The sequence below is a fragment of the Bradyrhizobium sp. SOJA106 genome (assembly GCF_059448745.1).
In genome coordinates, this window is the sequence record NZ_CM182549.1 from 6,275,416 (window position 1) to 6,302,339 (window position 26,924).

17 protein-coding genes and 2 pseudogenes are annotated in these 26,924 nt (G+C 61.0%); 8 read left to right on the forward strand and 11 right to left on the reverse strand.

Annotated features, from left to right (window positions below; all coding sequences use genetic code 11):
- Positions 1-97: 97 nt before the first annotated feature.
- Positions 98-942: pseudogene (locus AC5V87_RS29590) on the forward strand (IS110 family RNA-guided transposase); the annotation flags it as partial.
- Between the two features lie 3,509 nt (positions 943-4,451).
- Here the strand turns inward: AC5V87_RS29590 and AC5V87_RS29595 are convergent.
- From AC5V87_RS29595 to AC5V87_RS29615, 5 genes and pseudogenes are all read right to left on the reverse strand, one after another.
- A complete protein-coding gene (locus tag AC5V87_RS29595; RefSeq protein ID WP_495368564.1) occupies positions 4,452-7,673 on the reverse strand; it encodes a condensation domain-containing protein in 3,222 nt (1,073 codons plus the stop codon).
- Between the two features lie 92 nt (positions 7,674-7,765).
- Positions 7,766-10,963, reverse strand: a complete 3,198-nt coding sequence (locus AC5V87_RS29600; RefSeq protein WP_495371969.1) for an ATP-binding protein — start codon at positions 10,961-10,963, stop codon at positions 7,766-7,768.
- Positions 10,964-11,032: 69 nt separating this feature from the next.
- Positions 11,033-11,110: pseudogene (locus tag AC5V87_RS29605) on the reverse strand (zinc-ribbon domain-containing protein); the annotation flags it as partial.
- A gap of 527 nt (positions 11,111-11,637) precedes the next feature.
- The gene (locus AC5V87_RS29610; protein ID WP_495368565.1) at positions 11,638-12,612 is read right to left on the reverse strand and encodes a Bug family tripartite tricarboxylate transporter substrate binding protein; all 975 of its coding nucleotides are present in this window, start codon (positions 12,610-12,612) and stop codon (positions 11,638-11,640) included.
- Positions 12,613-13,032: 420 nt separating this feature from the next.
- Positions 13,033-13,857 carry an MBL fold metallo-hydrolase gene (locus tag AC5V87_RS29615; protein WP_495368566.1) on the reverse strand — a complete coding sequence of 275 codons (825 nt, stop codon included), beginning with the start codon at positions 13,855-13,857 and terminating at the stop codon, positions 13,033-13,035.
- A gap of 494 nt (positions 13,858-14,351) precedes the next feature.
- Here AC5V87_RS29615 and AC5V87_RS29620 point away from each other — a divergent pair, with 494 nt between their 5' ends.
- A complete protein-coding gene (locus tag AC5V87_RS29620; protein ID WP_495368567.1) occupies positions 14,352-16,022 on the forward strand; it encodes an alpha-amylase family protein in 1,671 nt (556 codons plus the stop codon).
- A 131-nt stretch (positions 16,023-16,153) separates the two neighbouring features.
- Here the strand turns inward: AC5V87_RS29620 and AC5V87_RS29625 are convergent, their stop codons facing one another.
- Both AC5V87_RS29625 and AC5V87_RS29630 read right to left on the reverse strand, forming a co-directional pair.
- Positions 16,154-16,591, reverse strand: a complete 438-nt coding sequence (locus AC5V87_RS29625) for a hypothetical protein (protein ID WP_495368568.1) — start codon at positions 16,589-16,591, stop codon at positions 16,154-16,156.
- 3 nt (positions 16,592-16,594) lie between these two features.
- Entirely contained in the window at positions 16,595-17,719 is a 1,125-nt protein-coding gene (locus tag AC5V87_RS29630) for an AI-2E family transporter (protein ID WP_495371970.1), read from the reverse strand.
- A gap of 1,136 nt (positions 17,720-18,855) precedes the next feature.
- Here AC5V87_RS29630 and AC5V87_RS29635 point away from each other — a divergent pair.
- Positions 18,856-19,356, forward strand: a complete 501-nt coding sequence (locus AC5V87_RS29635; RefSeq protein ID WP_456836889.1) for a DUF1269 domain-containing protein — start codon at positions 18,856-18,858, stop codon at positions 19,354-19,356.
- 334 nt (positions 19,357-19,690) lie between these two features.
- Positions 19,691-20,668 (forward strand): glutaminase, encoded by a 978-nt coding sequence (locus AC5V87_RS29640; RefSeq protein ID WP_495368569.1) that lies wholly within the window; start codon positions 19,691-19,693, stop codon positions 20,666-20,668.
- A gap of 199 nt (positions 20,669-20,867) precedes the next feature.
- Here the strand turns inward: AC5V87_RS29640 and AC5V87_RS29645 are convergent, their stop codons facing one another.
- Positions 20,868-21,257 (reverse strand): hypothetical protein, encoded by a 390-nt coding sequence (locus tag AC5V87_RS29645; protein WP_495368570.1) that lies wholly within the window; start codon positions 21,255-21,257, stop codon positions 20,868-20,870.
- 288 nt (positions 21,258-21,545) lie between these two features.
- On the opposite strand from AC5V87_RS29645, the gene AC5V87_RS29650 reads away from it, so the two are divergent.
- Positions 21,546-21,803: a DUF2798 domain-containing protein gene (locus AC5V87_RS29650; protein ID WP_495368571.1), complete on the forward strand. Its 258-nt coding sequence runs from the start codon at positions 21,546-21,548 to the stop codon at positions 21,801-21,803.
- A gap of 219 nt (positions 21,804-22,022) precedes the next feature.
- Here AC5V87_RS29650 and AC5V87_RS29655 read toward each other — a convergent pair whose 3' ends face one another.
- The 3 genes from AC5V87_RS29655 to AC5V87_RS29665 form a co-directional block, all read right to left on the reverse strand.
- Complete coding sequence (locus tag AC5V87_RS29655; protein ID WP_495368572.1) at positions 22,023-22,874, reverse strand: hypothetical protein; 852 nt, start codon at positions 22,872-22,874, stop codon at positions 22,023-22,025.
- A 173-nt stretch (positions 22,875-23,047) separates the two neighbouring features.
- Entirely contained in the window at positions 23,048-24,835 is a 1,788-nt protein-coding gene (locus AC5V87_RS29660) for a chloride channel protein (RefSeq protein WP_495368573.1), read from the reverse strand.
- 12 nt (positions 24,836-24,847) lie between these two features.
- Positions 24,848-25,501 (reverse strand): L-fuculose-phosphate aldolase, encoded by a 654-nt coding sequence (locus AC5V87_RS29665; RefSeq protein WP_495368574.1) that lies wholly within the window; start codon positions 25,499-25,501, stop codon positions 24,848-24,850.
- Between the two features lie 74 nt (positions 25,502-25,575).
- Between AC5V87_RS29665 and AC5V87_RS29670 the strand changes: the two genes are divergently transcribed.
- The 3 genes from AC5V87_RS29670 to AC5V87_RS29680 all read left to right on the forward strand — a co-directional run bounded on the left by AC5V87_RS29670 (position 25,576) and on the right by AC5V87_RS29680 (position 26,797).
- Positions 25,576-25,863, forward strand: a complete 288-nt coding sequence (locus AC5V87_RS29670) for a hypothetical protein (RefSeq protein WP_495368575.1) — start codon at positions 25,576-25,578, stop codon at positions 25,861-25,863.
- Between the two features lie 42 nt (positions 25,864-25,905).
- Positions 25,906-26,112: a hypothetical protein gene (locus tag AC5V87_RS29675; RefSeq protein WP_456836882.1), complete on the forward strand. Its 207-nt coding sequence runs from the start codon at positions 25,906-25,908 to the stop codon at positions 26,110-26,112.
- 112 nt (positions 26,113-26,224) lie between these two features.
- Positions 26,225-26,797 (forward strand): YciE/YciF ferroxidase family protein, encoded by a 573-nt coding sequence (locus AC5V87_RS29680; protein ID WP_456836881.1) that lies wholly within the window; start codon positions 26,225-26,227, stop codon positions 26,795-26,797.
- The last annotated feature ends 127 nt before the right edge of the window (positions 26,798-26,924 follow it).

Consider the following 26,924-nt stretch of genomic DNA (forward strand, 5'->3'; position numbering starts at 1 on the left):
CGTCGTCCTCAGAGTCTGCCAATGGGACGGTCCGGCCGTGCTCCAGCCCCGCCAGTGACAGAAGCTGGCCCGGGGCAGCGAAGACAAGGAGCACGCCATGTCTCAGCAATCCAACAACTGCGCAATCGCCGTGATCGGCATCGATATTGGCAAGAACTCGTTCCACGTCGTGGGACACGATCAGCGTGGTGCGATCGTGCTTCGACAGAAATGGTCGCGCGGCCAGATCGAGGCGCGACTTGCCAACCTGCCACCGTGCCTGATCGGGATAGAGGCCTGCGTCGGCGCACATCATCTCAGCCGCAAGCTGCAGCTGCTCGGCCACAATGCCCGGCTCATGCCAGCCAAATTCGTGCGGCCATATAGCAAAGGACAGAAGAACGACTTCCGCGATGCGGAGGCGATTGCCGAGGCGGTGCAACGCCCAACCATGAAGTTCGTTGCGACCAAGACCGCGGACCAACTTGACCTACAGGCCCTGCACCGCGTCCGCGAGCGCCTGGTCAGTCAGCGTACCGGCATCATAATCAGATCCGCGCCTTCCTGCTGGAGCGGGGCGTTGCGGTGCGGCAAGGGTTGCGTTTCCTGCGCCCCGAGCTGCCGGGCATCCTGGCGACGCAAACCGATTTGCTCTCTCTCCGCATGTTGCGCATTCTCGAAGATCTGTCAGCAGACTGGCGGCGCCTGGACGCGCGGATCGAGGGCCTTTCCAGCGAGATTGACACGCTCGCCCATCAGGATCAGCACTGCGAGCGGCTGATGACGGTCCGCGGCGTCGGCCCGATCATCTCGAGCGCGATGGTGGCCGCGATCGGCACCGGCGACGCGTTCTCAAAAGGCCGCGACTTTGGCGCCTGGCTCGGGCTGGTACCGAAACAAATCTCGACGGGAGACCGGACGATCCTCGGCAGCATATCAAGGCGCGGCAATCGCTATCTGCGCGCCGGCGGCAATAGGAGGGGTCAAATTTGCAAGCCGATTGACACAGATGGTTATTGGGCCAATGTAACGCCGGCCTTGCACCACTCCTTTGGCTTAGATGCCTATTGTCACTGCGAGAAAAAGCCACATGGGTGCCGGTTAGCCCACGCTACGCTAACACCGTCTGAGAACCCGATCTCGATTGACGGCGATTTGGCCAGAGCGTCGGACTTCGATCGCGTCCAACCGTTGGGCAACACTGGGGGGATTCGATCGGGGCGTCCACCCACAAACCCAATCGAGGAGGAAACCATGTTCGAGGAATTCGATGCGCGGTCGCAGACGAGGATCGTGCGCGACGCGGACGGCATTGCGCGTGTGCTTTCCCACTCTGATCGCTACGTTGCCACTGAGGCGCCGACCCCGCAGCTTGCGGCGCGTGACTATCTGAGCCGCTACGGCGAGTTGCTGGGCCTGCAGCGGGATCAGCTGAGACATCTCTTCCTGCCAACCGAGCAGGAGCCGACCGCCAACGAAGTCGACTACCGCTTCATGAGCGAGAAGCATCAGTTCGAGCTGATCACCGTTGCGCTTTGCCAGACTTGTTTCGGCCTCCCGGTCTGGGAAGCAGGCCTATCGATCACGATGAAGGACAACCCGTTGCGAGTGGTCGGCGCGCGATCGACGCTACATCCTGTGGTCGAGGTGAAGCGGCCATCTGCAGACAGCGTCGCGAGATTGGAGACGTCCGACGTCGAGACCTTAGTCAACAGCCTGGGTCTCGCCGGGAAAACGCTTGGCGACGCGACGCTCAGCATCGATCGGCAACGCTTCATGATCCATCGATACGACAAGGCCAGTCGAACGGACCGGGAGGCGGGTCCGTCGGACGAGCCTACGTTTGAGGGCGGGGGCCCTACCCTTCCGCTGCCCCCGGTCCATTCCTCGATCCATGACGGTCGGCATTACGTCGTCCTTGCTGTCTACTTTCGTTTCGACGTTCCGCCGTTTTGCCCGCTGCACTGGGTTGCGCTCATCGAGGTCGAAACCCTCTCGGTCCTGCTCCTCCGTCCATTCGTCGACAGCGTCACCGGTCTGGTGTTCCAGACTGACCCAGTCACCCTCGCGGGCTGTCCGACAGGTTGTCCGACAGCGAACACCGACAACACGAAGCTCAACCCGTTGCGCAGCTCGGTCGCGCTCGCCGGTCTCGACGCTCCCACGAATGGCAGGCAGGTTCTGAGCGGAATCAACGTGACGCTGTCGGACGTCGAAACTCCGAACGTGCTGGCTCCGACCGAGGCGGTGGGAGGGAATTTCGATTTTGTTGCGCGAACCGACGACTTCGCGGCCGTCAATGCCTACTACCACTGCGACCGCGCCTTTCGGCTAGTTGAAGACCTTGGTTTTTCGATCCCCGGCTACTTCGCCGGCACGACGTTTCCGATCCAAGTTGACCATCGTGGCCATTTCAGTCCAAGCCGTCCGCAGGGTGACGAAATCAATGCACATTGCGCCGGGACGGCCGGCGGAACCGGCATCCTCTATGCTAGCTTCTCGCTTGCAGATATCGGCGATCTTGCCAATCCGATAGGCATGGCCTGCGATTGGCGCATGGTGATGCACGAGCTCTTCGGTCACGGCATCCTCTTCAACCACATCGGCGCGCCGCGTCTCAGGTTTTCGCACAGCGCTGGCGACAGCTTCGCGGCGATCCTCAGCGATCCGGGCAGTCTAGCGCCAGACCGCTACGACACGTTCCCGTGGATCGTTGGCATTCCCGCCGCCCAACGACGTCGTCACGACCGGGCAGTCGCAGCCGGCTTTGGCTGGAGCGGTGACATCGCGCTCCATCCATTTGACGACGTAAAGGATAGAAACGGCTACAAAAACGAACAGATCCTCTCAACCACAATCTTCCGCGTCTATCAATCTATCGGGGGTGATTCCGCCGACCTTGCCACGAAACGCTTCGCGGCGCGCTTCACCTGCCACATCATGCTCGCCGCCATCCAATCGCTGACGCCCACCACAAGCCCTCCGGATGCTGCATCCTTCGCCGGCGCGCTGATGGAGGCTGACCTCGGGGACTGGCCCTCCGAAGGCCACTCCGGCGGCGCCTACAACAAGGTGATCCGTTGGGCGTTCGAGAAGCAGGGCCTTTATCAGCCCGCTGCTACAGCGATGCCCAACAACAACGAGGGTGCACCGCCGCCCGTGGATATCTACATTGAGGACGGTCGAAACGGCGAATATTGGTTCCAGTCGAATTTTTGGAGCTGCCAGGCAATATGGAATCGGCGCCATAATGACAGCGGCACGGCCCACGAGGAGCCGGTCGTCGGCGTGACCAACTACGCCTATGTGAAGATCAAGAACCGCGGCTCGCAGACCGCGACCAATGTGGTCGTGCGGGCCTTTCACTGCCGGCCGTCGGCGGGGCTCGTCTATCCCGATGACTGGCAGCCGATGACAACGGCGCAGCTTGCGGCCGCGAACGTGCCACCCTATTCAGCCGCCGAAATCATCGTCGGCCCGTTCGACTGGGTGCCCTCGCAGGTCGGCCACGAATGCATGTTCATGGTGGCTTCGGCGGATGGTGATGCGAGCAATATCGACAACTTCACCGCAGGCGACTCCATCCCCGACTGGCGGCTGGTGCCGAACGACAACAACATCGGCCAGCGCAACGTCTATCCGATCGCGGGCGCCACCGGCAAGCACCTGTTGGGGGAATTCGACCGCATGAACTTTCAGGTCAAGAACCCCTTCAATAAGCGGGCGCGCATGACCGTCGAGGCTACGCTGCCTTCTTTCCTTGATGAGCGCAGCTGGCGGATCGCATTTGGAAATGCGGGCGCCAACGCATTTGCGCTCGAGCCAGGCGGGGGGCGCGATGTGGTCATGAGGCTGTTGCCCGGTCGAAATTTCACCGCTGCCGACGTCCGCAAAGCGAAGGATCGAATCATCGAAATCGAAGCCTATGCCGACGGCATTCTAGTCGGCGGAATGTCGTACCCGCTCGAGTACGAGGCGAAGAAGCCATTCAGGCCGAAGCGTGGATCGCAGCGGAGGGCGAAGTCCGCGAAATCAAAGTCACGCGCGGCCGTGAGGAAAAAACGGCAGCAAGTCGCTCGCGGCCAATTGAGTTCATCCTCCCTTCGGGCCAGGTAGCTCCCGAGAAAATAAGATAAACCGCCGACCGTTCAGGTACGCGATCGGTGATCAGGTGATTTTGCCGCGGCAACTTTGGCCCGCAGGCTATTTCCGCCGCCGGAGAGCCTTACGCTTCTTAGACGTCAGTTTTTTGTATACAGACAACGTTTTTTTTCTGAGCAGCTCGCGGATCTGCGCAGAAGTATTTAGCTGGCGCAGAACCGCCTCTCTGAGGACTCGCCGTTCCTTCTCGCTTAGTCCTTCAGTTTCCTCGCAATCATAGATGGGGTCAAATCCTCCCATGGGCCGTCCCTCCTTGGAGTTTCGTACCAACAGATTGGCCATTAAGAACAGGCGGACACGTGGTTATGAGATCAAGCTTTCCTATTCAGCGAGACGCGAATAGTCGAAATTGGTCGCTCGGGCTGCGTTACGATTTGCTCCAACACCTCTTGGAAATCTTGAAGCAGGCGATCGATCGTCTTGGCGCGGATGAGATGGGTTTTGTAGACACAGCATCCCACGAGACCGTTTGCGCTCTCGCGCAGCGTCAAAATAACATCGAATGTTGTTGCTGTCACCAGGGGCAACATCATACTTGGATCGGCCTCTTCGAAAGCGAGCGTCTGTCCGGAGCTCGCCAGTGGCCGCAATGCAGCATTGTGCAAAAGAATCATGATTTGGGACAGCTCCATCGGCCTGAGGGCGCGCTCGCGCTTCAGTGTCTCGGCGAGCTCTTCGAAAGGTAGATCCTGGTGGGCGAACGCGGCCACCGTTGTGGCGCGAACGCGGCGCACTACCTCCCGGCAACTTGGGTCGCCGCCGAGGTTGGTGCGGAGTATCACCGTGTTGGCTACTGGACCGATGAGTCCCTCAGTCCCAAGACGATTGCGATTGGCGACGTTCGTAGCCACGCGCAAGTCATCCTGGTCTAGGTAACGATGCAACAGCGTCTTCAAGGCAGCGACGAGCACCATGAACAACGTGCCACCTTCCGCATGGCTGAAACGTTTGGCAGCATCTGACAGATTGGCGGACAACGCCACCTCCCGGCGCGCCGTGCGGAAGCGGTTGACCCTCCGGGTCGGACGAGCAGCGGCGAGCGTTATCGCGGGGAGCGGATCGTGAAGCTGCTCTCGCCAGTAGGCAAGCTGCGCAACAACGTCGGGATATGACTGCCAATGCCGCTGCCAGGTCGCAAAATCGGCGTACTGAATCGGCAGCGGCGGCAGCTGCGGCGCCTTTCCGGCAGCGAAGGCCTCATAGAGTGTGGCGAGTTCGTCGACGAACACGCCGAGCGACCAGCCGTCGACGATGATCTGGTGCATTGTGACGAGCAAGAAGTATTCCCGTTCGGCCATGTGCACCAGGCGCGTCCGAACGAGGGGACCATGCGCGAGATCGAAGGAATGGAGCAGTTCTTCCAGAACGAGTTGGTGTCCAGCCATCTCCCTCTTGAATTTTGGCAACTTGTGCAGATCTTCGAATGGCAGGGGCACGGTCAGCTGGGGTGCAATGACCTGCACGTGGCGACCGTCGACGACGGCGAAGATTGTGCGCAGAATTTCGTGGCGTCGTACGATCTCGTTGATGCTCCGCTCCAGGACCGCCGCGTGGAAAGGCGATGTCAGTCGAAGCGCATAAAAGACATTGAAAAACGGTAGGCCGGACAGAGCCCGCTGCAGTTTCCACAGTCTTTCCTGCGCGAAGGAAGCTGGCACCACGTCATCTTCAATGGGCCTGCGGACAATGGCTGAGGAAGGTCGGCACGCTTGGCCGGCATGAATCAACCGTTCGATATGGTGCGCCACCTCCGCAACAGTCGGCGCCTCGAAAAACCGCGAAGCCTCGAGCTCAGCCTGCGTAATATCGTAAACGTGAACGAGAACCTGAACGGCCAGGAGAGAGTCTCCGCCCGACGCGAAGAAATCATCATGAATTCCGATCTGCGCGACCTGTAGAATCTCTGCCCAGCGTTTGGCCAGCACCTCCTCGAGCGGCGTCCGTGGGGCGATGAAGCTCCGCGGCGGGGCGGTGCTGGTCGCGAGACCCAGTTTAGCCGCCAAGCCGATACGTTGCGCTTTGCCGGTCGGGCCCTTTGGGATTTCCTTGACGATGAGGACCTGGCGCGGGACCTTGAAGTCGGCGATGCGCCCGATTGTGAAATGACGAATGTCTCTCGGCGTCGCCACCGCGTTGGGCCGCAACACTATCGCCGATGCAACGTCCTCACCCAGCGTGACGTGCGGAACCGCAAAGGTTACGGCCTCCGCCACCGCCGGATGATCCAGGAGCACTTCATCGACTTCCTGTGGAGCGACTTTCTCCCCACCGCGATTGATCATCTCGCGAATGCGGCCCACGAGAAACAGGTACTTGTCGTCATCGAAGTAACCGAGGTCTCCAGTCTTGAACCAATCGCCGGCAAACGCGGCCTTGGTCGCCCTAGGATTGCCATCGTAGCCCGCCGTGACGCTTGCGCCCCGAACGACGACCTGGCCGGTCTGGCCGACAGGCAGCAAAGCCCCTCGTTCGTCCATGATCGCGACATCCAAAACCGCTGGCGGCCCAACCGAACCAGCCTTGCGCGGGTGTGGCGGCAGCGGATTGCAGGAGATGGGCGAGGAAGTGACCTCTGTCATGCCGTACCACTCGATCACCGGGCTCTCGAACGTTTGCTCGAGTTCCGCGAAGATGCGGGGCGGAAGAGGAGCTGACGAGGAGCGGACGAAGCGTAGTCGACTGTCTCCCAGTTGCTCGCGATCGCGCCGAGCCTGCGCGAGAATTGCTTGGTGTATGGTCGGCACTCCGGAATACCACGTCGGTTGAAACGCGGTTAGCCACCCAGGGAAGCGAGTGACATCAAATCCAGGGGTACATACGACACTCCCGCCCGCCGCGAGCGAGGCCACCAAAGTGGCGTGGAGACCATGCCCATGAAACAAGGGCAGGACATTCAAGCATCGATCAGCTTCGTTCAACGCGAGTGCTGTGACATGCGCGTAAGCCGACGTACAGATGTTGACATGCCTCTGCAAGACAATCTTGGGCCGTGACGTTGTGCCTGACGTGGGCAGCAGCAGGGCCGTGTCGCTCGCGCTGACCGGCTCGTCGGACGGCGCAGTTCCTCGCTCTCCAGTGAGCGTGAAGAGGCCAGCCTCTGCATGGAATGCGGTCGCCATCTCGATGACAAGGACGCCGCGCGAGAGTGCCACACGGCGCGCGGGCGAGTCGATACCAACCTGAGTGACCACAGCACGGGGCTGCAAATCAGCGAAATATCCCTCCAGTTCCTCGATCCCGAAAGCTGGGTTCAACGGGGCACATGTCGCGCACGCCGCCACGGTGAGAATCGCTACTGCCAGCTCTGGACCATTCGGCAGCACAACGGCGACTCGGTCATGACGACCTATCCCCATGGCGCGCAGCGCGTGCTCCATTGTGTCGATATGCTGATAAAGACGACCGTAGGTCAGCGGAGTGCGCCCTTGAGCCAGGATCGCTGGTGCGTCTGGGATACGCTTGGCTTGATGTTCCAGCACGTGAGGCAGGCACGAAAATGGAAGGGAGAGCCTCGGGAAACGCTCGGCCGGCATGTTTTTTTAATCCATTTTGGAATTACCCCAAGCCTTGAGACCAGGGATTGGAAGGGCGGGCTGAACCCGCGGCCCACATTGCGAGTTTTTCATCAGAGAGCCTGTTCGAGCCAGAAATCCATATCCATCTCGCGGTACATTGTCGTCGCGGCGGTCAGATTCTCCCGAGCCTGCTCCGCCTTGCCGGTGTGCTGGTAAAGCTTCCCTAGGCCGCGATGGCAGTGGGCGGCGAGCGGACGCATGCCGCGCCGTTGGGCGTGTGCCATCGCCTGCCGGTAGTGCGCTGCGCCGCTTTTGGCATCGAACCGGTCGGGATGGGTCGTGATGTCGCCGAGCAGATGCAATGCATGCGCCTCAAAGCCAGGCTGACGCTGAGAGGATTCAACCGAGCGACGGCCCAGGCGGTGCGCCTCGTCTAATTCTCCGACCAACAGACAGGCGCGACTCACCGCATGGTAGGCCCAGCCGTGATGACCGACGATTCCCCTCGCCGCTTGACGTTCGAGGAGCTGCTCAGCGTCTCGTACCCGGCTCAACGCCTCGTCGGTCTCGCCGATCTCCGCGAGCGCCCAGGCGGAGGAGGCGATCGCCCAGGGAAGAAGGACGGCGACATCCAAGGGCCCAGGTGTGTTTAGCCAGTGTTCCACCAGTGAGCGCGCCGTCGACCAGTCGCCCTTGTAAAGGTGGAGCATGCTTGCGGCCAAGCGGGCCCAACCGATGGTGTGCGCGTGCTGGGTTGGTTCGGCGAGCTGGATCGCCTGCGCCTCGTATTTGGCCGCCTCTGCGAATCGACCGAGTTCGGAGAGGCTCATGATCAGCCAGGCGCGACCGAAGATCGATGCCGGCACGGCCATGCCGAAATACTCGTGGACCCAGTCTGCGGGTAGTGCCGCGAGGTTGTCGATGGCGAATTCGACCACATGCTCATATTCACCTCGATAATAATGCGCCTGCTCGAGATAGCTCGTGCTGAGGACGCGAAGCCTCAAGTCGCCAACGCGCCGAGCGATCTCCAGGGCGCGGGTGCCGGTCAGAAGTGCCTCTTCCAGCTCGCCGAGCGTTGACAGGACCGTCGTCATGAAAGCGCAAACACGGCCACGGCGAAGATCGTCCTTGAGCCGCTCGGAGATGACCTCGGCCTCGCGGAGTTGCTCAATCATCTGCCGGGCTTCACCAAGCTGGCGCAGCACCGGCCGCAATTCAAGGCGGATCTCGAAGGCGTCTTCCAGTGCTGCTTCGCTCTCCCGCATGGGCTTGAGAATATCCAACGCCTGCTCAAAGTAAGCCCGAGCTTCCGAGAGCGCCAACCGTCCGGCCGCCTTCTTTCCGGCCTGCCAGAGATACTTCATTGCTTGCTCTCGCCGCTCGCCCCGGACGGCGTGATAGGCGAGCCGCTCGACCTGCTCGCCCATCCGGCCAGCGTAAAGGTTTTCAATCGCATCCACGACACGCGCGTGGATGTCGCGCCGGCGTTCGTGGAGGATCCCACTGTAGGTCACATCGTGAGTGAGGGAGTGCTTGAAAGTGTATTGCAGCTCAGGAAAGAGCCGTGTCGTATAGAGAAAATCAGCAGTCTGTAGACTGTCGAGCAGACCACGAAGCTCGTTCTCTGTCTGCCCACGAATTGCGTGCAATAGGCTGAACGTCGCGTCGCGTCCAATTACTGCCGCCTCCTGCAGTAGGCGCTTCTCGGCGGCAGGCAGAGCGTCGATGCGCGCGGCGAGCACCGCCTGCACTGTGGGCGGAATGTCGACGCTTGAAAACGGCTTCGCGAGGCGGTACCGGCCGCGCGTACCCTCAAGGACACCCGTATCGATCAGCGCTCGCACGATCTCTTCGACAAAGAATGGGTTTCCGTTGGAGCGGTCCTCCAGAAAGCTCTTCACGTCTGGAAGACTTGGGTCGGAGCCCAACAGGGCTAGAAGGAACTCGGCAAGGTTATCGCTGGCAAAGGGATCAAGGCGTAGCTGGCGGTAATTCGGCCGGTTACGCCATTCGTCTTTATGCTCGGGGCGGTAAGTGACTACTAGAAGCAAGCGTGCATTTTGAACACCGACGACGAGCTCGTTCAGTAGACCGAGAGTAAGAGAGTCACTCGAGTGAAGATCCTCAAAAACAGCCACAACCGGTTGGATGCGGCTCTCACTCGACAACAGGTGGCTAACTGCCTGATACGTGCACTGCCGATGCTGGAGCGGATCGAGTGATCGGAAGGGATGCTCCTTATCCAACGCATCGAGGAGATCCAACAACGGCGGTATTCCTTCCTGAAACGAGGAATCGAGTGTCAAAACCTTGCTCGTCACTTTCTCGCAGATGAATCGCGTGTCCTCATCGACATTGATTTTGAAATAATGCCGGAGCACTTCGATGACAGGCAGGTAGGGCGTTGCGCGACCATAAGAAGCGGGATTCGATTGCAGAACCAGCCAATCCGCGGCATGCTCCGAATGAATGAACTCGTCGACCAGGCGCGACTTCCCCACCCCCGCCTCGCCGACGAGAGCGATCACCTGAACATGACCGTCGCCTGCAATCTGCTGCACGTAATGGAGTTGATCCATCTCCACGTCGCGACCGACGAAGCGCGTCAAGCCACGTTCGGCGGAAGCTTCGAGGCGAGTTCGTGCGGCGCCGGCGCCCTTCACCTCGTAGAGCTGTACCAGATAGGGGACTCCTTTTACCGGCACGGGCCCGAGGGGCTCCACGGCGATGTAGCCCTCCACCAATTTGAGAGTGTCCGCCGTCGTAAGCACAGACCCAGGCTTTGCCATCTGTTCCATGCGAGCCGCCAGATTCGCTGTCTGGCCCACGACAGTGTAATCCATGTGCAGATCGTTGCCGATGGCACAGACGATGATCTCCCCTGAGTTGAGTCCTATACGGACCGCCAACGCTACTCCCCGAGAGCGCTGAACCTCGTCTGCATATCGCCCAATCGCCTCTTGCATCCTGAGCGCCGCATAACAAGCGCGCACGGCGTGATCCTCGTGGGCGATCGGCGCACCGAACAGAGCCATAATTCCGTCGCCCATAACCCTGTGCACAGTGCCCTCGTAGTGGTGCACTGCTTCAATCATGCGTTCGAGAATCGGATCGAGAAGCTCTTTCGCGACCTCGGGATCACGATCCGCAAACAGATCCATCGAACCCTTGACATCAGCAAACAGCACCGTGATCTGTTTCCGCTCACCCTCAAGAGCTATCCTTGCGGTGAGGATCTTATCGGCGAGGTGCGGGGGGGTATAACTCTTGGGCGATGCAAATCGGGGATCGTCCGCGACAACCATCAAGGGACGGCCACATTGGTGGCAGAAATTGGCCGTGGACGACACTTGGCTTCCACAGTGGGCACAGCATCTCGCCAGCGGCGTACCACACTGCTCGCAGAACTTTGCGTCAGCAGTGTTCTCGTGCTCGCAGTTTGGACACTTCATTGCATACACTCCGGAGCAAGAACGCCAGCCGGATGCCCTGCAAGGGTAACGTCGGGGACCGTCGGCAACAAGTCATATTCCTTATTTTCCCGCGGTGGTTGACCGGGAAAGCAACGTCACGGTCGGTCTTGCCTTTTCCGGTACTTGCGTCCCGTCGGGCACCGTCCGAAACGCCGGATTGCATCGTTGTCGTCTCCGGCGCCTCACCCAACCAACCTCCTCAATCGGCTTCCAAATTGGCTCTGACTGATGATGGAGCTCGGCGACAGGTGTGGGCTCCGGACGCCGATCATCTTGAAAGAACTAAATCAGTCTCCGGGTAAGGAGCGTGCCAGAGCTGGCATGGAAGCTACTGCTCCGTCTTGCGCGCCCGCCATTGATTTCCGGCCGCGGCGGAGCCCGGTCCTTGGCTCGCGGGACGCGCGCTGCGCGTCCCATGGCAGCTTCTGCCAGGAAATCGTAAGCGGCCGATCGGATGCTTTGCCTATGTCACGCCCCGGCGCAACCGCCTTTCGGCGGATCAGTACTTACTGTGTCTTAATTCTGGCCGCCCGAATGACCTTGGCCCATTTCTCGGTTTCATCAGCCACGAGCTTGCTGAACTCGGCGGGTGAAAGCACAAGGGGCTCGGCCCCGAGCTCAGCGTACCGCGCCCTTATCTTGGGGTGAGCGAGGCCTAAATTAATTTCCTTGTTGAGCTTGATGATGATATCGTCGGGCGTGTTTTTAGGCGCGCCAACACCAATAAACGCGCTCACTTCATATCCTTGCAAAGAATCGCTCAGTGTTGGAACATTCGGCAGTGCGTCCGAGCGCATCACGGTGGTTATCGCCAGAGCTCGAAGTTTACCTGTCCTGATGTGCCCGACGGACGCAGGCAAGTTGTCGAAAGCTGCCTCCACCCGCCCCCCGAGCAAATCGATGAGCATAGGTGCCGATCCGTTGTACGGCACCTGGATCACGTCGATGCCGGCCATCATCTTGAACATCTCTCCGGCCACATGAGAGATTGAACCGGCGCCAAACGACGCCAAGCTGATCTTCCCTGGGTTGGCCTGTGCATAGGCAATGAACTCAGGAACGGTATTGACTGGAACCGCTGGATTTACTGCCAGGACAAGCGGTGAGCGGCTGAGGCCCGCCACCATCACGATATCGCGGTTCAAATCGAAGCTGAGCGTGTCGCGCGCGGCGTTAATCGTGTTCGTCGAACCGACCGTGAGGAGCGTATAGCCGTCGGGGGGCGCACGCGCGACCGCTTCCGTCGCTATATTGGTGCTTGCACCGGGGCGATTCTCGATGACGAATTGCTGGCCGAGTCTTTCTGACAGCCACTGTCCTATCAAGCGTGCGACGATGTCGGTCGTGCCGCCGGCTGCAAAGCCGACGATCAAGCGCACGGGTCGCGTGGGATAGGCTTGCGCCAATGCGATACGCGAGACGACCGAAAAGGTCGTAGCAATTGCTGCCAGACCCAAAAATCGACGGCGTTGAAGTCTCATGTGCTCTGGTGACCAGCCTCGTTGACAGCATGAAGCAGCTTATACCCTAATGGCGCCAGGTAGAAGACCGACTGGCTAGTGCTTACCGGTGCCCGCGGGCATATCGGACCTTCTACGCTTCGTTACCGTGCGTCGCGGACCAGGACGAAGCTCGGTTTGCGAATATGTCGAGGTGTCTTGTGGGAGCGCACCATCTCAGCCACCGCGCCGGAAGCTTGCCACGAGGCCCGGTTGACGTTGGGTGGTTGTTGGGACAGATGAATGACTTCCTGACGCGGAAGCCATCCCCCCGAAGCGTGCGGCGGTGGCAGCACAATCGGCGCAGGTGACGTAGCCTCTAAAGGCCGCGACTTCGGCATGGACGCGGGCGTCACCTTGGGCAACGCGAGCGCTGTTCCTATACTTCGACCCGTCGTAACCTCAAACCTTGTCATAAGCCCCACCGATGGCCGTAACGTAGCGCTCCACCGAACTCTGTAAGATCTGCTTCGCACCGGAATGCATCACCCGCTCGAAGTGGTGGCTGTAGACTCGATCGAAGGCAAGAGGCATCAGTGCGGCGCCGATGGCACGGACGGCCTTTTCGGAAAGGGGGATATGGTTGGGAATGCTGCGCATGAATGCGAAGGACTTCCGGTCCAAGTTCACGATGGCTATGTCTGCTGAGCACACGACGCCTTTACCCTCAGCTCCCGCTGCCCAATGCAGCATCGATCCACCGGGAAAGTGTCCGCCTCCATGGATCAGGGTAACACCTTTGAGCAGTTCGAATCTCTCCCCCTGCCAGAACTTGATGCAGGGGTCCGGCCGCCTCACCCAGTTTGCATCGTTGACGTGGAGATGGACGGGTACCCCCCCAAACGCACGGCTCCACTCGACTAGCGTCGTGTAGAAGTGCGGATGCGAAATCGCGATGGTGTGCAACCCGCCAAGCCCCTTGATTAGGGTGACCGTGGCATCGTCGACTAGCGAGATGCAATCCCACAGGATGTTCCCCCCGGGCGTGCACAGGAGCAATGCGCGTTGGCCGATGCCGAACTTCGGCTGTGTGCCGATGCCGATGAGGCCTGGCTCGTATTGGCGGAATCCGTTGTGGTGCGAAATCCTGAGCCGTTCTAGCGTTGTCCACGACTGCCCCTCAGGCGGGATGTACTGGCGCTCGTCTTCGCAAACGGGGCACTGAGCCGGTGGAACGTCGCTCGGCGGATACTGTGTGCCGCAGGCGGTGCAGATGAATGCAGGCATGGTCTCCCCCATTCGGCCGCTGCTCCAATGCGGGCAGCTTCGCTTGGCCAACAGTCGCGATGCCATCATACTGGGTGCAGGCCTTGATTTATATCCCCTTCGTAGTCCTTCGGCTTCGCGTAGCAGAGATCTCGAAGGCATCGTGCTGGCAAAAAAATGGTGAGGTCCGACTTCGGTTTACCGTTGTCCGATCCGTGTGCTTCGTTGATAGCGGTGCCGCCACGTTGATTTGGGCGCCCCGTGGGTCGACAGCCGCTTGTGACCGGTTGCAGACATGAGAAAACATGCCGACACTCGGGTAGCGTTGCTGAGAGCCAACGCGCAGTTGGAGCGAAGATCGCCGAGACCCGGTAACTCAGTCTTCCGTCCTCGCGCCCAACGAGCGCCGCGCCTACGAACGCTCGGCAATGCCTTCGCTAAAATTGGAGACCCGCTAACGCGCATGTCGCTCCAGGCCTTATTGCTACAAATTCCCGGAACGACTGCCCTCACGGATGGTTACCTGCAAGCCCTCCAGCCGCTCTGCCAGCAAAGGAAGTCGGCGCTTGCTCGATCTCTGGTACAAGAACGCCGTGATTTATAGCCTCAACGTCGCCACCTACAAAGACGGCAACGGGGACGGCATCGGCGACTTCAAGGGACTAACCGAGCAGCTCGATCACATCGCTCAGCTTGGCGTAAACTGCCTGTGGTTGCTTCCGTTTTATCCTAGTCCCGGACTGGATCACGGCTACGATGTCACGGACTACTATAACGTCGCACCGGCACTCGGAACTTTGGGCGATTTCGTCGAATTCAGTCATCAGGCCCGACTGCGCGGATTGCGGCTGATAGTCGACCTTCCCATCAACCACACTTCGGACAGGCACCCGTGGTTTCAGCAGGCTCGCGCCGACCCGTCGTCGCCATTTCGGGAATATTACGTCTGGTCAACCAGCGAACCCGAAAACAGCACAGAGGGCGTTGTATTTCCCGGGGTCCAACTCAGCGTGTGGACTTACGACCTCTGCGCGCAGTCGTGGTACTATCACCGATTTTACCAGCATCAGCCTGACCTCAATATAACCTGCGCTGCCGTCCGCGAAGAAATCTTCAGGATCTTTGGCTTCTGGCTTGAACTCGGTGTCTCTGGATTCCGAATCGACGCTGCGCCTTTCGTTGTAGAGGAAATACGACCGGACCGTCCGGCGAAGCGCCGGTATGAGTTTTTCGCCGAGCTCCGCAATTTCCTGTCCTGGCGCAAAGGTGACGCGGTCTTGCTGGCCGAAGCAAATGTAGCTCCCGCGGAGCTTCAGCATTATTTCGGCGATGGAACGCGGATCCACATGCTATTTGCGTTCCTGTTGAACCAGCACTTGTTTCTAGCACTTGCACGTCAAAGTGCCGAACCGCTGCGGCGCTGCATGACCCAGCTGCCTCAATTGCCGCAATTTGCACACTGGGCCCAATTTCTGCGCAATCATGATGAGCTGGATCTCGGCCGTTTAACTTCCGAAGAGCGCGACGAAGTTTATGCTGCATTCGCTCCAACCCGCAAAATGCAGCTTTACGGTCGGGGAATTCGGCGGCGGCTCGCCTGCATGTTCGGAAACGATCGCCGCCGCATCGAACTGGCGTTCAGCCTGCTGTTCAGCCTTCCTGGCACACCGGTCATTTACTACGGCGACGAGTTGGGAATGGGCGACGATTTGAGGCTTCCGGAGCGATGGCCCGTACGTACGTGCATGCAATGGACGGATGACGAAGACGGCGGATTCTCCACGCGACGGGGTCATCGTTTGCTTCATCATGTGATCCGGGAGGGCCGATACGCGCCAGCCAAGGTGAATGCGATTGCCCAACAGCGCGACCCGGACTCGCTGTTTAACTGGCTGCGGCGTCTGGTTGAAATGCGCCAGTCCTGCCCCGAGATCGGCTGGGGTGAATGCACCGTTCCCGAAAGCAACTGTCCCGCGGTGCTGATCCAGCATTTCGTTTGGGAAGGCAAATCCGTGCTCGTGCTGCACAACTTGTCGCAGAACGGCTGCTGCACGGAAATCAAAGACGTTCCAGCGGGACGGAAGCTGACCGATATATTCGGCAACCGAATTTACGACAAACCCAGCGCCGATGGCACCGCTATCGAGCTTGACGGCTATGGCTATCGGTGGTTTCGCCTCGACTGAGCCGACGAGTGGCATCCCCGACGAACACACCACCCAGCGATCCTGCGGCTGGCAAGGCACGGCCAATACAGGACCCCAGCAGATAGAAGATCATGGACCCTTCAGCCAAGATATCGGGGGACCCGCAAGGATCATCGCAACGCCAAGAAAAGCAATTTGCGGCAATAGAAGACTGACGCTCGCGACGTGCCGAGCACAACAGGGTCAGCAGCAGAAGGCCGGTGGCCGGCGCCGGCAGGAATTTGCTGTACGCTGTTACCAGGACGATATTCATTGCGACCAAGACGGCAATCCAGTGCAACGCCTGGTTCCAGAGCAGCCGCCAGCGGGCCTCCTTGTCGTCGATTGCCAGCCACTTGTTGATGACGCAGGCCGACGCCAATGGCAAGCGCTAGAATCTCGCAATAGTCGACGAGAGGCTGCTGCGACGCGTTGGTATAGACGATTCCGGCAACTGCGAGCGCCAGCGCAGCGATATAGGGAAGTGTTGCCAGAGAAATTGGGACATCCTCGAACGTGTCGGGATAGACCTCCGCATCGTTGTTTCGCCCGGATTCAATCTCGGCCATGATTCACCCCATTTGCGATGGTCTGTTGTCGAAGGTCTGCTCGAGCCGGTCGGCAAGGCAGTCCTCGACGTAGAATCTGATGATCGCGACCCGACCGACGGCAACGAGCGGCATGGCGAGCGCGATACCCAGAACGCCGAACAGCGCGCCGAACACAACAATCGCGACCAATATCCAGGCAGGAGGTGTCTCGAGGGCTTGACGCTGGATAAGCGGTCCGATCACATAACCTTCGATCGACTGAATGATGGTGTAGATGACCACAGCCCAGATCAGCAGCGAACCGCCGAGCGGCATCGCCACGAGCGCGATCGGGACGGCCGCAACAATGGGCCCCAAATACGGAATGAAGTTCGACAGTCCAGCTTGAAGGCCTAGCACGAACGGGCCGGGCAACCCGATGAGATAGAGCGCCAGCCACACACACAGCGTCATCAGGATGATGCGCACAAGCTGTCCGACAAACCAAAGCCGCAGCACGTTTCCCATCTCGTCCATTACCGCCCGCGTGCGGGCGCGATAGGGCGGCTTTACCAGCAGTACCAGGCTGTCGCGGTAGCTCGCGGGATCAAAGGCAAAAAGGATTCCCAGGAACACGATCACGAGCGTTCCGGTCAACATGGTGGATGCGCCGCCAAGGACGAACCGGGCATGGCTCAGAAACCTGCCCTGGTCCGAGAATAGCCATTGTGCAAAATCGCGGCCCCATTCGGGGCCGAGCAGGTCTACGCCGTAGGCGAGAAGATATCCCTGCAGAACATCGAGCTGGGTATCCATCACCTTCAGCAGCAGGCGCGTTTGTTCCGGCAGCTTGCCAGCGCCCCACGCCAGGCCAAGCCCCGTCAGCATGGAGAGCAGCACAAGCACGAATGTCAGCCGCCAGGTGCGGCTGATTGGAAGAACAGACGCCAGAGCCCTAGCCGCAGCATCTAGAAAGGCCGCGAAAAGCATACCCGCGAAGACGAGCAGGAGGCTTGAGACTGTTTGCCAAACCAGAAAAAGCGCGACGCATGTGGCGATCAACGCCAGGCCCGTCGCAAGCATGCTGCGCACCGCGGATCGTTCGGCGGGCTCCTCAGCGAGCCCAAGCTCGGGCCGCCGCTCTTGTCCTTTCCTCGTCTCACTCATCGATCGATCAAGGTGCTGCAAACAGTCTGGATCTCCCATACTCGCCTCCACGTGGCAGCAGGGCGAACCATTCTAAGCGAGACTGCTCCGACCACCAGCAATTGATGCTTGCCGAGCCCAGCACCCGCTGGGCTCTCCGCGTACACAACGATGTGACATGGATGCTGTCCTATGCAGCAGCCCATAGACGGACCGCGACGAGCGAACGATATTGGCAGGATCATCAACTGAAGAAAATATTTGACGATCAAGGGACTTTCGATTGTACGCCAACGTTCTCTTGAGCACGGATGGATCGGATGTCGCGAGAGAAGGTCTTCAGGAAGGAGTCGCCCTGGCAAAGGCGTTTGAACGCCAAAGTGACAATCATCACCGTGACAGAATCGCTGCCGGTCGATTACGGGAGGCCGGTTGGCGCGTGACCTCAACTGACCAAGCCATCGTCGAGCTGGAGCAGGTGCCACAGAAGTTCGCGAAATGCTGCGCACCCACCGCAGTTCGACTCTCGGGGCGGTCGCCAATGCAACGCTCACCGCCGATGCGGCACTCACTCGCGTCGAAGTGATCCGAAACATCGAAGCGCTCTCGCATCACGCTTGGCGCTCTGCAGCCCATCTTGTCGCTCGCGGCTAAAGACTAGGTAGCGTTGCGTCGGATGATCTTCAGAGTAGCATGCCCAAGCCAAGCGCGATAATACCGGCAACAAGGAGTCCGGTTGAACTGTACTCGAACTCGTCGCGATACCGAGGAGGCCGAGAACGATCAGGACCACTCCCCCGAGCTTCTTCAAGAGCAGCGTCGCGACGTCCCCAGTGTACGCGGCCATGATAAATCTCCCGCTCTGCAGCACCATTACTATTATGCGTCCAAGATGAGGCTAAGACCCGGCGGCCATGTTACCGCGTCCGCGGCAGCTTTTTTCGTGGCAAGTTCGCGCCATCCGAACCTCTCACCTGCCCCACCTGCGCTATGACAGCTATGATTACTCAATTGCGTTGAGAGTGCATCACATCTCGTAATTGTGAATATGTGGGCCGCGTTTGAGGCAGGGATTTTTCAGTTCGGTGTTAGGTTTCGGGTGCACGCATCAAGCGTGCGTGGAGGGGCGGAAAATCACATCGTTGCGGGAGAGTTCCATGTCGGATCTAGTCGCGATCGTGTATCCATCCGAAGCCAAAGCAGAAGAAGTTCGGCAGAAAGTCCTCAAGCTCCAGAAAGAATATCTGATCGCGATCCAAGATGCCGTGATCGCGGTCAAGACTGGCGAAGCGGTCAAACTCAATCAACTCGTGAACACAACCATGGCGGGTGCCGCAGGAGGAAGCTTCTGGGGGCTGCTGTTCGGGATCGTGTTCCTGAATCCGCTCATCGGCGTGGCGCTCGGGGCCGGCGCCGGCGCTTTGGGCGGCGCGCTGACCGATTTCGGCATTAACGATCAGTTCATGAAGGACCTCAGCTCGAAGGTGAATTCGGGAGATGCTGTTCTGTTCCTGCTGATCAAGAGCATGACTGCAGACAAGGTCCTCAACGAAATCAAGGACGCGGGAGGGACCGTCCTGAAAACCTCTCTCGACGAAAAGAAAGAACAACACCTGCGCGATACTCTTGCCGCCGCTACCCAGGCCAAGGCTGCCTAGTCGTGTGAGGCAAAGCCAGGGTTGGAGCTGAACGCGAGAGGAGTCTTGGCGTTCGCAGCAGTCCGCCGAGGTCCTTGCTGCTGACCCGGAACGCCGGGTCAGCGCGCGAGCGGTAAAGGTCGCTGCGCAGTTTCGCTTGCGAAAGAGCCGACCGAGCATTCGGGTCTGCCGTTTGGCGAGTTCTCTTCCTAGGGCAGAACCGAGGAGGAAATCATGCGCAAATCGATTTTTTGCATGCTCGCTCTTGCGGCTGCATCGGCAGTGGTGACGACGACGGGCAGTCGCTCGCATGCCGGAATTGTCGGAGGACCGCTGGGCCTGCATGAGGCCGCCGATGATCTTCGGCTTGCGGAGACTGTCCAATTCCGCTGGAGAGGTCATCGCTACTGTTGGTACAGCCGCGGGTGGCGCGGCGCCGGCTGGTATCGGTGCGGCTTTAACTGGCGGCGCGGTCAGGGCTGGGGTGGTCCTGCCGGTTGGCATGGATGGCGGCACCCCGGCCGCCCGGTGGCGCGTCCGCCGAAGCCGGGCCGGCCGGGAATCCAGCGTCCACGACCGCTCCCCGATAGGGTGCCGGGTCGGCCGGGAGTCCGGCCATTGCCTGACAGGATCTGACTTGATGGATACGCTCTCGCCGCCCAAGCACGGGCACTGGCCCTACATATCGACCGGCCATCTGCCTGAAGCCGAGACGGTGCAGGACCTCGTGCGCGAAGCGCACGCCCGTTTCCGATCGAACAATGAGGGCGAGAACCCCAAGGTCTACCCGGCGCTCGAGCGAGCGCCGAGCGACCTGTTTGGCGTGTGCATCGCGGGCGCCCGCGGGCAAATCTACGCCGCCGGCGATACCGACTACGATTTCACGATCATGAGCGTGTCCAAGCCGTTCGTCTTCGCGCTGGTGTACGACCTCATCGGGCCCGAAGAAGCGCGCGACAAGCTTGGCGCCAACGCCACCGGCCTTGCATTCAACTCGCTCGGCGCGGTCGAGCAGATGCCGGGCGCGCGGACCAACCCGATGGTGAACTCAGGCGCGATCGCGACGACCAGTCTGGTCCCGGGCGCGTCGGAAACGGCCAAATGGAAGTTCATTCATGATGGCCTATCGAAATTCGCAGGCCGAACCCTGCCGCTGAACAAGGAAGTCTATGCTTCGGCATCGGCGACTAATTTTCGCAACCGGGACCTGGCCCGGCTGCTGCAGAGCTACAATCGCATCTACAGCGATCCCAAGGAAGCGACCGACCTCTATACCCGTCAGTGCTCACTGAACGTCCCCGCGTCCACCGCAAAGCCCGGCTCGCAAACATGACGACCTCATGATCGCCCCTCAAGAATGAGCCGGGATGGGCGACACATACGATAAATCCGAATTTCGGTAAAGCGGAATATATTTGGCCGCGCCGGTTGACAGACGAGCGACACAGCATCATCAACCGCGACATCCCGGATGCCGGACGCAACAAAAAGGGGCGGTGCAAGGCGCCGCCACTTTTGGCGAAACCGGTCGCCTAATAGGGATAGTAGCCCGGGCCGTAATAAGGACCGCCGCCATAGTAGCCCGGGCCGCCGTAGTAGGGACGCGGGCCATAGTAATAGTTGTCATAGTACTCCTGGCGGCGGCTCTCGGCGATCGCGCCTCCGATCAGACCTGCCGCCACGCCCATGAAGGCGAGACCCGCGGCGCTCGGCCCGCGTCGATAGTAACGATGGCGTCGGGCTGCACTGAAATCGGTGGCATTGGATGAGGCCGAACCTGCCGCGACGGCGGGCAAGGTGTTGGCCGCGACGGAGGATGCCGCAACCGACGGCGACACCGAAACCGCCGCCAGGGCGAGGCCTGCGAACGCGGCCAGCGCAGCAGTGCGGCCAAACCTGGAAGTGACGGGTCGATTGCTCATCTTGACGTCCTCTGTTCGCGCAAAAAACACAAACTCAAACGTGACCCAACACGCAAACTGCTGGAATGGCTTCAGGATCGCGGCAATCTGCCACGCTTTGAACGATTGTAAACCGAACCACCCGATCCAGCTTGCACCATGCAACCTGAGCGGATAATGAACAGCCGCGCCGTTTTGCGGTCGCCGTAAGCGTTCACGTGAACCAACGCATCAACCGACGCCGTCGGGATCGATGCCATTTGGAGGGTTCAACGTGACTGACGCGTCCTTTTCCTCAAGGGAAATCAGATGATTGCGGTTCGCAAACTGCCGGCGCGCTATGCGCCGATCGTGATGCCATTCGTGCTGTCCGTCCTCATGACGGCCGTGGTGTCGGTCATTTCGACGCTGCGGAGCCTCGGCGCAACGCCGGCGTTCCTGGCAACCTGGCCGGGCGCCTGGGCGCTGTCATGGCTGATCGCCTTTCCTACGCGGCTGATGGTGCTGCCACTCGTCCGCCGGATCGCGGCCTGCCTCGTCGCCGCGCCCTCTCAACTACGCCGCTAGCCGGCGCGGACGGCGCGCAGGAAGCATGCCGTCCCGCTTCCATGATCACTCGACACCTTGGATCGAGCCTCCACTCTTTCATCTCTACCGGTTGCCTTGTCGCGACATCGTCGATTGCTGCTCTACATCGCGGCGCGAGTTCTCGGCAGCGTCGGCACCCTCGATGCGGGGCGATCGTCGCCGAATCTGGCCGCGACTACGGGCCCGTAGCGATCGCGACTATTGTCGCGCCGATTGCAGCTGGACTGGGGCCGCCCGTCGCACCGCGGCATGCGGTGACGACGTTGCCGGCGCCGGCTTGGGCGTCTGAGCCGCAGCCGGACGCGGCGCAGGCACTGGTGCTGCGCTCGTCTTCGGCCTTGCGTTCGACCGGCCGGTCGTTTTCCCGGCGATCTCGGGCGTCTTGTTGTCCGGCGCAGACGCCTTGTCTTCAGGTATCTTGGCGACGAGCCGCGCCATTTGTTCCTGGCCTGCTTTCAACTCATCGGCAAGCCTGAGATTGTCGAGCGACATCTGCTCCTGGTTTGCTTTCACTTGCGCGTGGCTCGCCTTGAGCTCATCGATGCCTTGCTGCACGTTTGCGAGATCGCTCGCCAGCTTCTGCAGCAATTCGGTCAACTCCGGCGGGAGCGTGCTGCCGGTTGGCGAAACTACCTCCGGCACGGTTTCGGCGGCAGATGCCGGTTGTGGCGATGCCTCGGCCAATTGAGCAGTCGGGCTCGTCTCTGCTTCGCGCACCGGCTCTGCTCGCAACTGCGACGACGTCGCAGCGTGCAACGGCGCCCAACCTGCGATCATCTGCCTGACCGTATCACCGTGGGATGATTGTGAGACGAAGGCCGCAATTCCAATTCCTGCGGCCAGCCCGAGACCGGCGAGGCCTCGCAGCGCTGTTCCGCCACGCCGCGGGCGACTGCGCGCGGCATCGCGCTCCAGCCGGGCAAGCTGCTCGTTGGCGCGCGCGATCTCTTCATCCACGCTCTTGATTTTCGCGAAGGTATGCGTGAGCTGTGCGTCCATGCGCGCGGACAGCGCATAAGGCGGCTCGATCGGTGTCGTTACGGAGTTCATTGGCGCTCCCCTTCCCAGCCCAATGTCGCCCGAAGGCGTCCGTCGCATTTGCTTGCCCTGATCATCGCTGACGCGGTTTGTCCAAAGCAAGACGCCTTCAAGGAAATTCGAAGGCCGGACGACTGCGGGTGCCGTGGCCCCCTCCCGGAATACCTCTCTCGACCCTGACGCCCCTACGACAGCGCCCCCAGCACGCCGCGCGTCGCCTTGTCGATCTCCTCGACATAGCGGCGGCGGGCGAAGGTCTCGGTGAGGAAGCCGACCACCTTGCGGCTGTCGGTGGAATCGACCACCGCCAGCATCTCCGCTTCGGCCTCGTCGAACACCGCCATCGCCGATTTCACGTTCATTTCCGGGATCAGCACGATGTCGATCAGGCGGGCGAGCTCGATCACCTGGATGTCGTCGGCGATGGTGTCGAGGTCGCTGGAGAACAGATCGGGCAGCAGCACGAGGCCGACATATTCGTCCGCGTTGTTGACGATGACGACGCCCGGCCGCGAGCCCAGCGCGAATTCGCGGCGCGCGGTGGCGATCGTCGTGGTCGACGGCACCTTGCCGACGTCGGAGCGCATCAGCCGCTCGACGGTGAGGTTGCGCAGCCAGCCGACGTCGTTGGCGCTGCGGATGGTCTCGCCGCGCAGATGCAGGCGCCAGGTCGAGAAGGAATGGCCGAACATGAAGCGGACGCAGATCGAGGTGACGATGCAGCCGGCGAGCACCACGGCGGTGACGTCGACGTTGCGGGTCATTTCGAGCACGAGGAACGACATGGTGAGCGGACCGCCGACGATGGCGACGCCGAGCGTCGCCATGCCCGTCAACATCGCCACCAGCGGATCGATCACGAAGTCCGGGCTGATCAGCAGCAGCACCGCGGCGAAGAATTTGCCGATCAGGCTGCCGACGAACAGCGAGGCGAAGAACAGGCCGCCGCGGAAGCCCGAGGCGAGCGAGATCAGGCAGGCCGTCAACTTCAGGCCGATGATCAGCGCGATCAGGCCGACGGTCATGTCGTGGAAGAGATCGAGCACCATGGCGCCGTGGCCGGCCGCCAGCACCTGCGGCGTGAGGATCGCAAAGCAGCCGACGATGAGGCCGCCGATCACCGGGCGCAGCCAGACCGGCAGCCATTTGAACAGCCGCTCGAACATCGGCGAGGAGCGCATCACGGCGATGCCGACACCGCTGGTGACGAGGGCGAGCCCGATCAATGCCAGATACTGCTCGATGCCGACCGAGCTGACCTTGGGGATTTCGATGGAGTACGGCGCGCCGCCGAGCCATTGCGCGGACAAGGCGCCGGCGAGCGAGGCCGCCAGGATCGGCGCGGCGCTGGCGACCGAATAGACGCCGACGATCAGCTCGCAGGCGTAGAAGGCGCCGGTGATCGGCGCACCGAACGCCGCCGCGATCGCCGCGGCGGCGCCGCAGCCGACCATCAGGCGCAGATCGTTGCGGCGGAGGTTGAAGAACTTGCCGAGCAGCGAGGCGATGCCCGAGCCGATCTGGGTATAGCCGGCCTCGAGGCCGACCGATGCGCCGCAGCCATTGGAGATCAGCGTCTGGCTCGACACCACCACGCTGTCGCGCATCGACAGATTGCCGCCGCGCAGGGCATTGGCCTCGATCGGGTCGACCGCATTCGATATCTTCATGCGCCGGCGCGACCATTCCATGATCCCGAGCGCCAGTCCGCCGAGCGCCGGCGCGAGCAGCGCCGCCCAGGGACTGACCCGCGCATTGGCGGACAGACGGACGTCGACGGGAATGCCGTAGATCACGACATGCGCGATCTGCGCGATCTCCGCCATCAGCGTCACGACGGCGCCGGCCAGCGTGCCGATCACCAGCGCCAGCGGGATCAGGTAGAACTCGTTGCTGCGCAACAGCGCCCGGAGCCGAACCATGGTGCGGTTCGTCCGCTTGCGATCGACGAGATGTCTGAGCCGCACGAACACCTTCTGTCCGCCCTACCCGTCCGACAGGCCGTAGCCGGCCATGCGCTGGCGAACCCGCTCGATCTCCTCGCTCGACAGCAGCGGCGGTGGTCCGATCTGGAGACAGCCGTGATACTGCCGCGCCAGCGTCTCGACCTCGACGGCGAGCCACATCGCCTTGTCCAGCGTCTTGCCAATCGCGATCATGCCGTGATGGTCGAGCAGGCAGGCGAGCCGGCCCTCGAGCGCCTGCACCGCATGTTCGGACAGCTCCGCCGTTCCGAAGGTGGCATAGGGCGCGCAGCGGATGGTATCGCCGCCGGCTGCCGCGATCATATAGTGCACGGGCGGGATCGCCATGCCCATGATCGCGAGGATGGTGCAATAGGTCGGATGGGCATGGACAACGGCGTTGACGTCCTCGCGCGACTTCAGGATATCGCGGTGGAAACGCCACTCGCTGGACGGCTTCTGATCGGGCGCATGCTTGCCGTCCATCGTCATGAACACGATCTGGTCGGGCGTCATGGCCTCATAGGGCACGCTGGTCGGCGTGACCAGGAGCCCGTCCGCATGCCGGACGCTGATATTGCCCGACGTGCCCTGGTTGATGCCGAGCGCATTCATGCGGCGGCAGGCCTCGATGATGGCCTGTCTCTTGGCGAGCTCGTCCGCTGTCATCGACATCTCAGTTTCTTCTCGATTTCTTCTCGATTTCCTGGCGATGGGCGATTGCTAGACCCGAAGTACGTCAAAGCAATATGGCAGTGCAAGAGAAAGCGGACCGGATCAGGTACCGTCTTGCCGGCTGTACCGTTACATCGAGAAACCAACTGCAAAATCAGCATATTAGCAGATTGTCGCAGGCTCGCGAAAAGTTCGCGGCCAGCGGCCGCAATGCCGTTGATCACGAACTGCACCGAACAGGCCGCGAGCAGGCCGGCGCACGACCGGCAGGATCAACCACCAGCAGCAGCATCATGAAGGGCGAAGTCGGTCATGTGTCGGGGGCGATCTTTGCGGCGCAGGAACGATGGCTGCCGGACTGACTTAGCCCGGCACAAGCGCCTTGGAAATCAGTGGAGACGACAATGAGCGACAGTGGAATTGGAATGTTGCTCGGCCACCTCTCGGCCAACCTGCTCTGGCTCTGGTTCATCGGAGCCTTCGTGCTCGGCGCGGTCCTCGTCTACGGCGTGATGCGGGCCGGCCGGCTGCGCCGCAGCGAGCGTGCACGGCTCGAGCGCAACACCGAAGCACGGCAGCAGCAGGAAGATCCCTACAAGCGCCCGACCTGAGCGCGGCATCCCGGCGCCGGTCGCGGTTTGGAACTTTCATTGTCCAAAGGGCTTGATCGCCCGAGGATTGAGGAAGGAGACGCCTTCCCGTGTCGCCTCAAGAGGAGGACCAATGGCCAAGAAAGCAAAGAAGCGCACAACCAGGAAATCGTCATCGCGGAGCACGCGGTCGCGTCAGTCCCAGAAGACGCTGAACGACCTTTTCGTGGAAACGCTGAAGGACATCTATTTCGCCGAGAACAAGATCATCAAGACGCTGCCCAAGATGTCGAAGGCCGCGCACTCGAAGGATCTCGCGGCGGCCTTCAACAAGCATCTGCGCGAGACCCAGGGTCAGGTCAAACGTCTCGACCAGATCTTCAAGATGCTGGGCAAGCCCGCCCGCGGCAAGCCGTGCGAAGCCATCAACGGCATCACCGATGAGGGCGCCGAGATCATGAAGGAGTTCAAGGGCGCTCCGGCGCTCGATGCCGGACTGCTCTCGGCCGCGCAGGCGGTCGAGCACTACGAGATCTCCCGCTATGGCACGCTGCGCACCTGGGCCGAGGAGCTCGGCATGCAGGACGCAGCAGAGCTGCTTCAGGCGACGCTGGACGAGGAAGAGGCGACCGATCACGCCCTGACCGAGCTCGCCACCTCCGTGATCAACCTGGAGGCCGAGGAAGATCGGCGTGAGGCGGCCTGAGCCGCACCTCACCCGATGACGGAACGCCGCGGCCCCAAGCCGCGGCGTTGCCTTTTGCGGATCGCACGATGGCACATGGCTGGCCCGCGCAGCAGCACTGGATTTCCCGGGAACCAGCCCCATATGC

Bases quoted from the DNA above. Each gene is read 5' to 3' on its own strand.
- AC5V87_RS29620 (WP_495368567.1), top strand. From the start codon at position 14,352: ATGGTTACCTGCAAGCCCTCCAGCCGCTCTGCCAGCAAAGGAAGTCGG.
- AC5V87_RS29640 (WP_495368569.1), top strand. From the start codon at position 19,691: ATGATCTTCGGCTTGCGGAGACTGTCCAATTCCGCTGGAGAGGTCATC.
- AC5V87_RS29675 (WP_456836882.1), top strand. From the start codon at position 25,906: ATGAGCGACAGTGGAATTGGAATGTTGCTCGGCCACCTCTCGGCCAAC.
- AC5V87_RS29655 (WP_495368572.1), bottom strand. From the start codon at position 22,874: ATGAACTCCGTAACGACACCGATCGAGCCGCCTTATGCGCTGTCCGCG.
- AC5V87_RS29615 (WP_495368566.1), bottom strand. From the start codon at position 13,857: ATGCCTGCATTCATCTGCACCGCCTGCGGCACACAGTATCCGCCGAGC.
- AC5V87_RS29610 (WP_495368565.1), bottom strand. From the start codon at position 12,612: ATGAGACTTCAACGCCGTCGATTTTTGGGTCTGGCAGCAATTGCTACG.
- AC5V87_RS29625 (WP_495368568.1), bottom strand. From the start codon at position 16,591: ATGGCCGAGATTGAATCCGGGCGAAACAACGATGCGGAGGTCTATCCC.
- AC5V87_RS29670 (WP_495368575.1), top strand. From the start codon at position 25,576: ATGGCAGTGCAAGAGAAAGCGGACCGGATCAGGTACCGTCTTGCCGGC.
- AC5V87_RS29635 (WP_456836889.1), top strand. From the start codon at position 18,856: ATGTCGGATCTAGTCGCGATCGTGTATCCATCCGAAGCCAAAGCAGAA.
- AC5V87_RS29600 (WP_495371969.1), bottom strand. From the start codon at position 10,963: ATGGTTGTCGCGGACGATCCCCGATTTGCATCGCCCAAGAGTTATACC.
- AC5V87_RS29645 (WP_495368570.1), bottom strand. From the start codon at position 21,257: ATGAGCAATCGACCCGTCACTTCCAGGTTTGGCCGCACTGCTGCGCTG.
- AC5V87_RS29650 (WP_495368571.1), top strand. From the start codon at position 21,546: ATGATTGCGGTTCGCAAACTGCCGGCGCGCTATGCGCCGATCGTGATG.
- AC5V87_RS29630 (WP_495371970.1), bottom strand. From the start codon at position 17,719: ATGAGTGAGACGAGGAAAGGACAAGAGCGGCGGCCCGAGCTTGGGCTC.
- AC5V87_RS29680 (WP_456836881.1), top strand. From the start codon at position 26,225: ATGGCCAAGAAAGCAAAGAAGCGCACAACCAGGAAATCGTCATCGCGG.
- AC5V87_RS29595 (WP_495368564.1), bottom strand. From the start codon at position 7,673: ATGCCGGCCGAGCGTTTCCCGAGGCTCTCCCTTCCATTTTCGTGCCTG.
- AC5V87_RS29665 (WP_495368574.1), bottom strand. From the start codon at position 25,501: ATGTCGATGACAGCGGACGAGCTCGCCAAGAGACAGGCCATCATCGAG.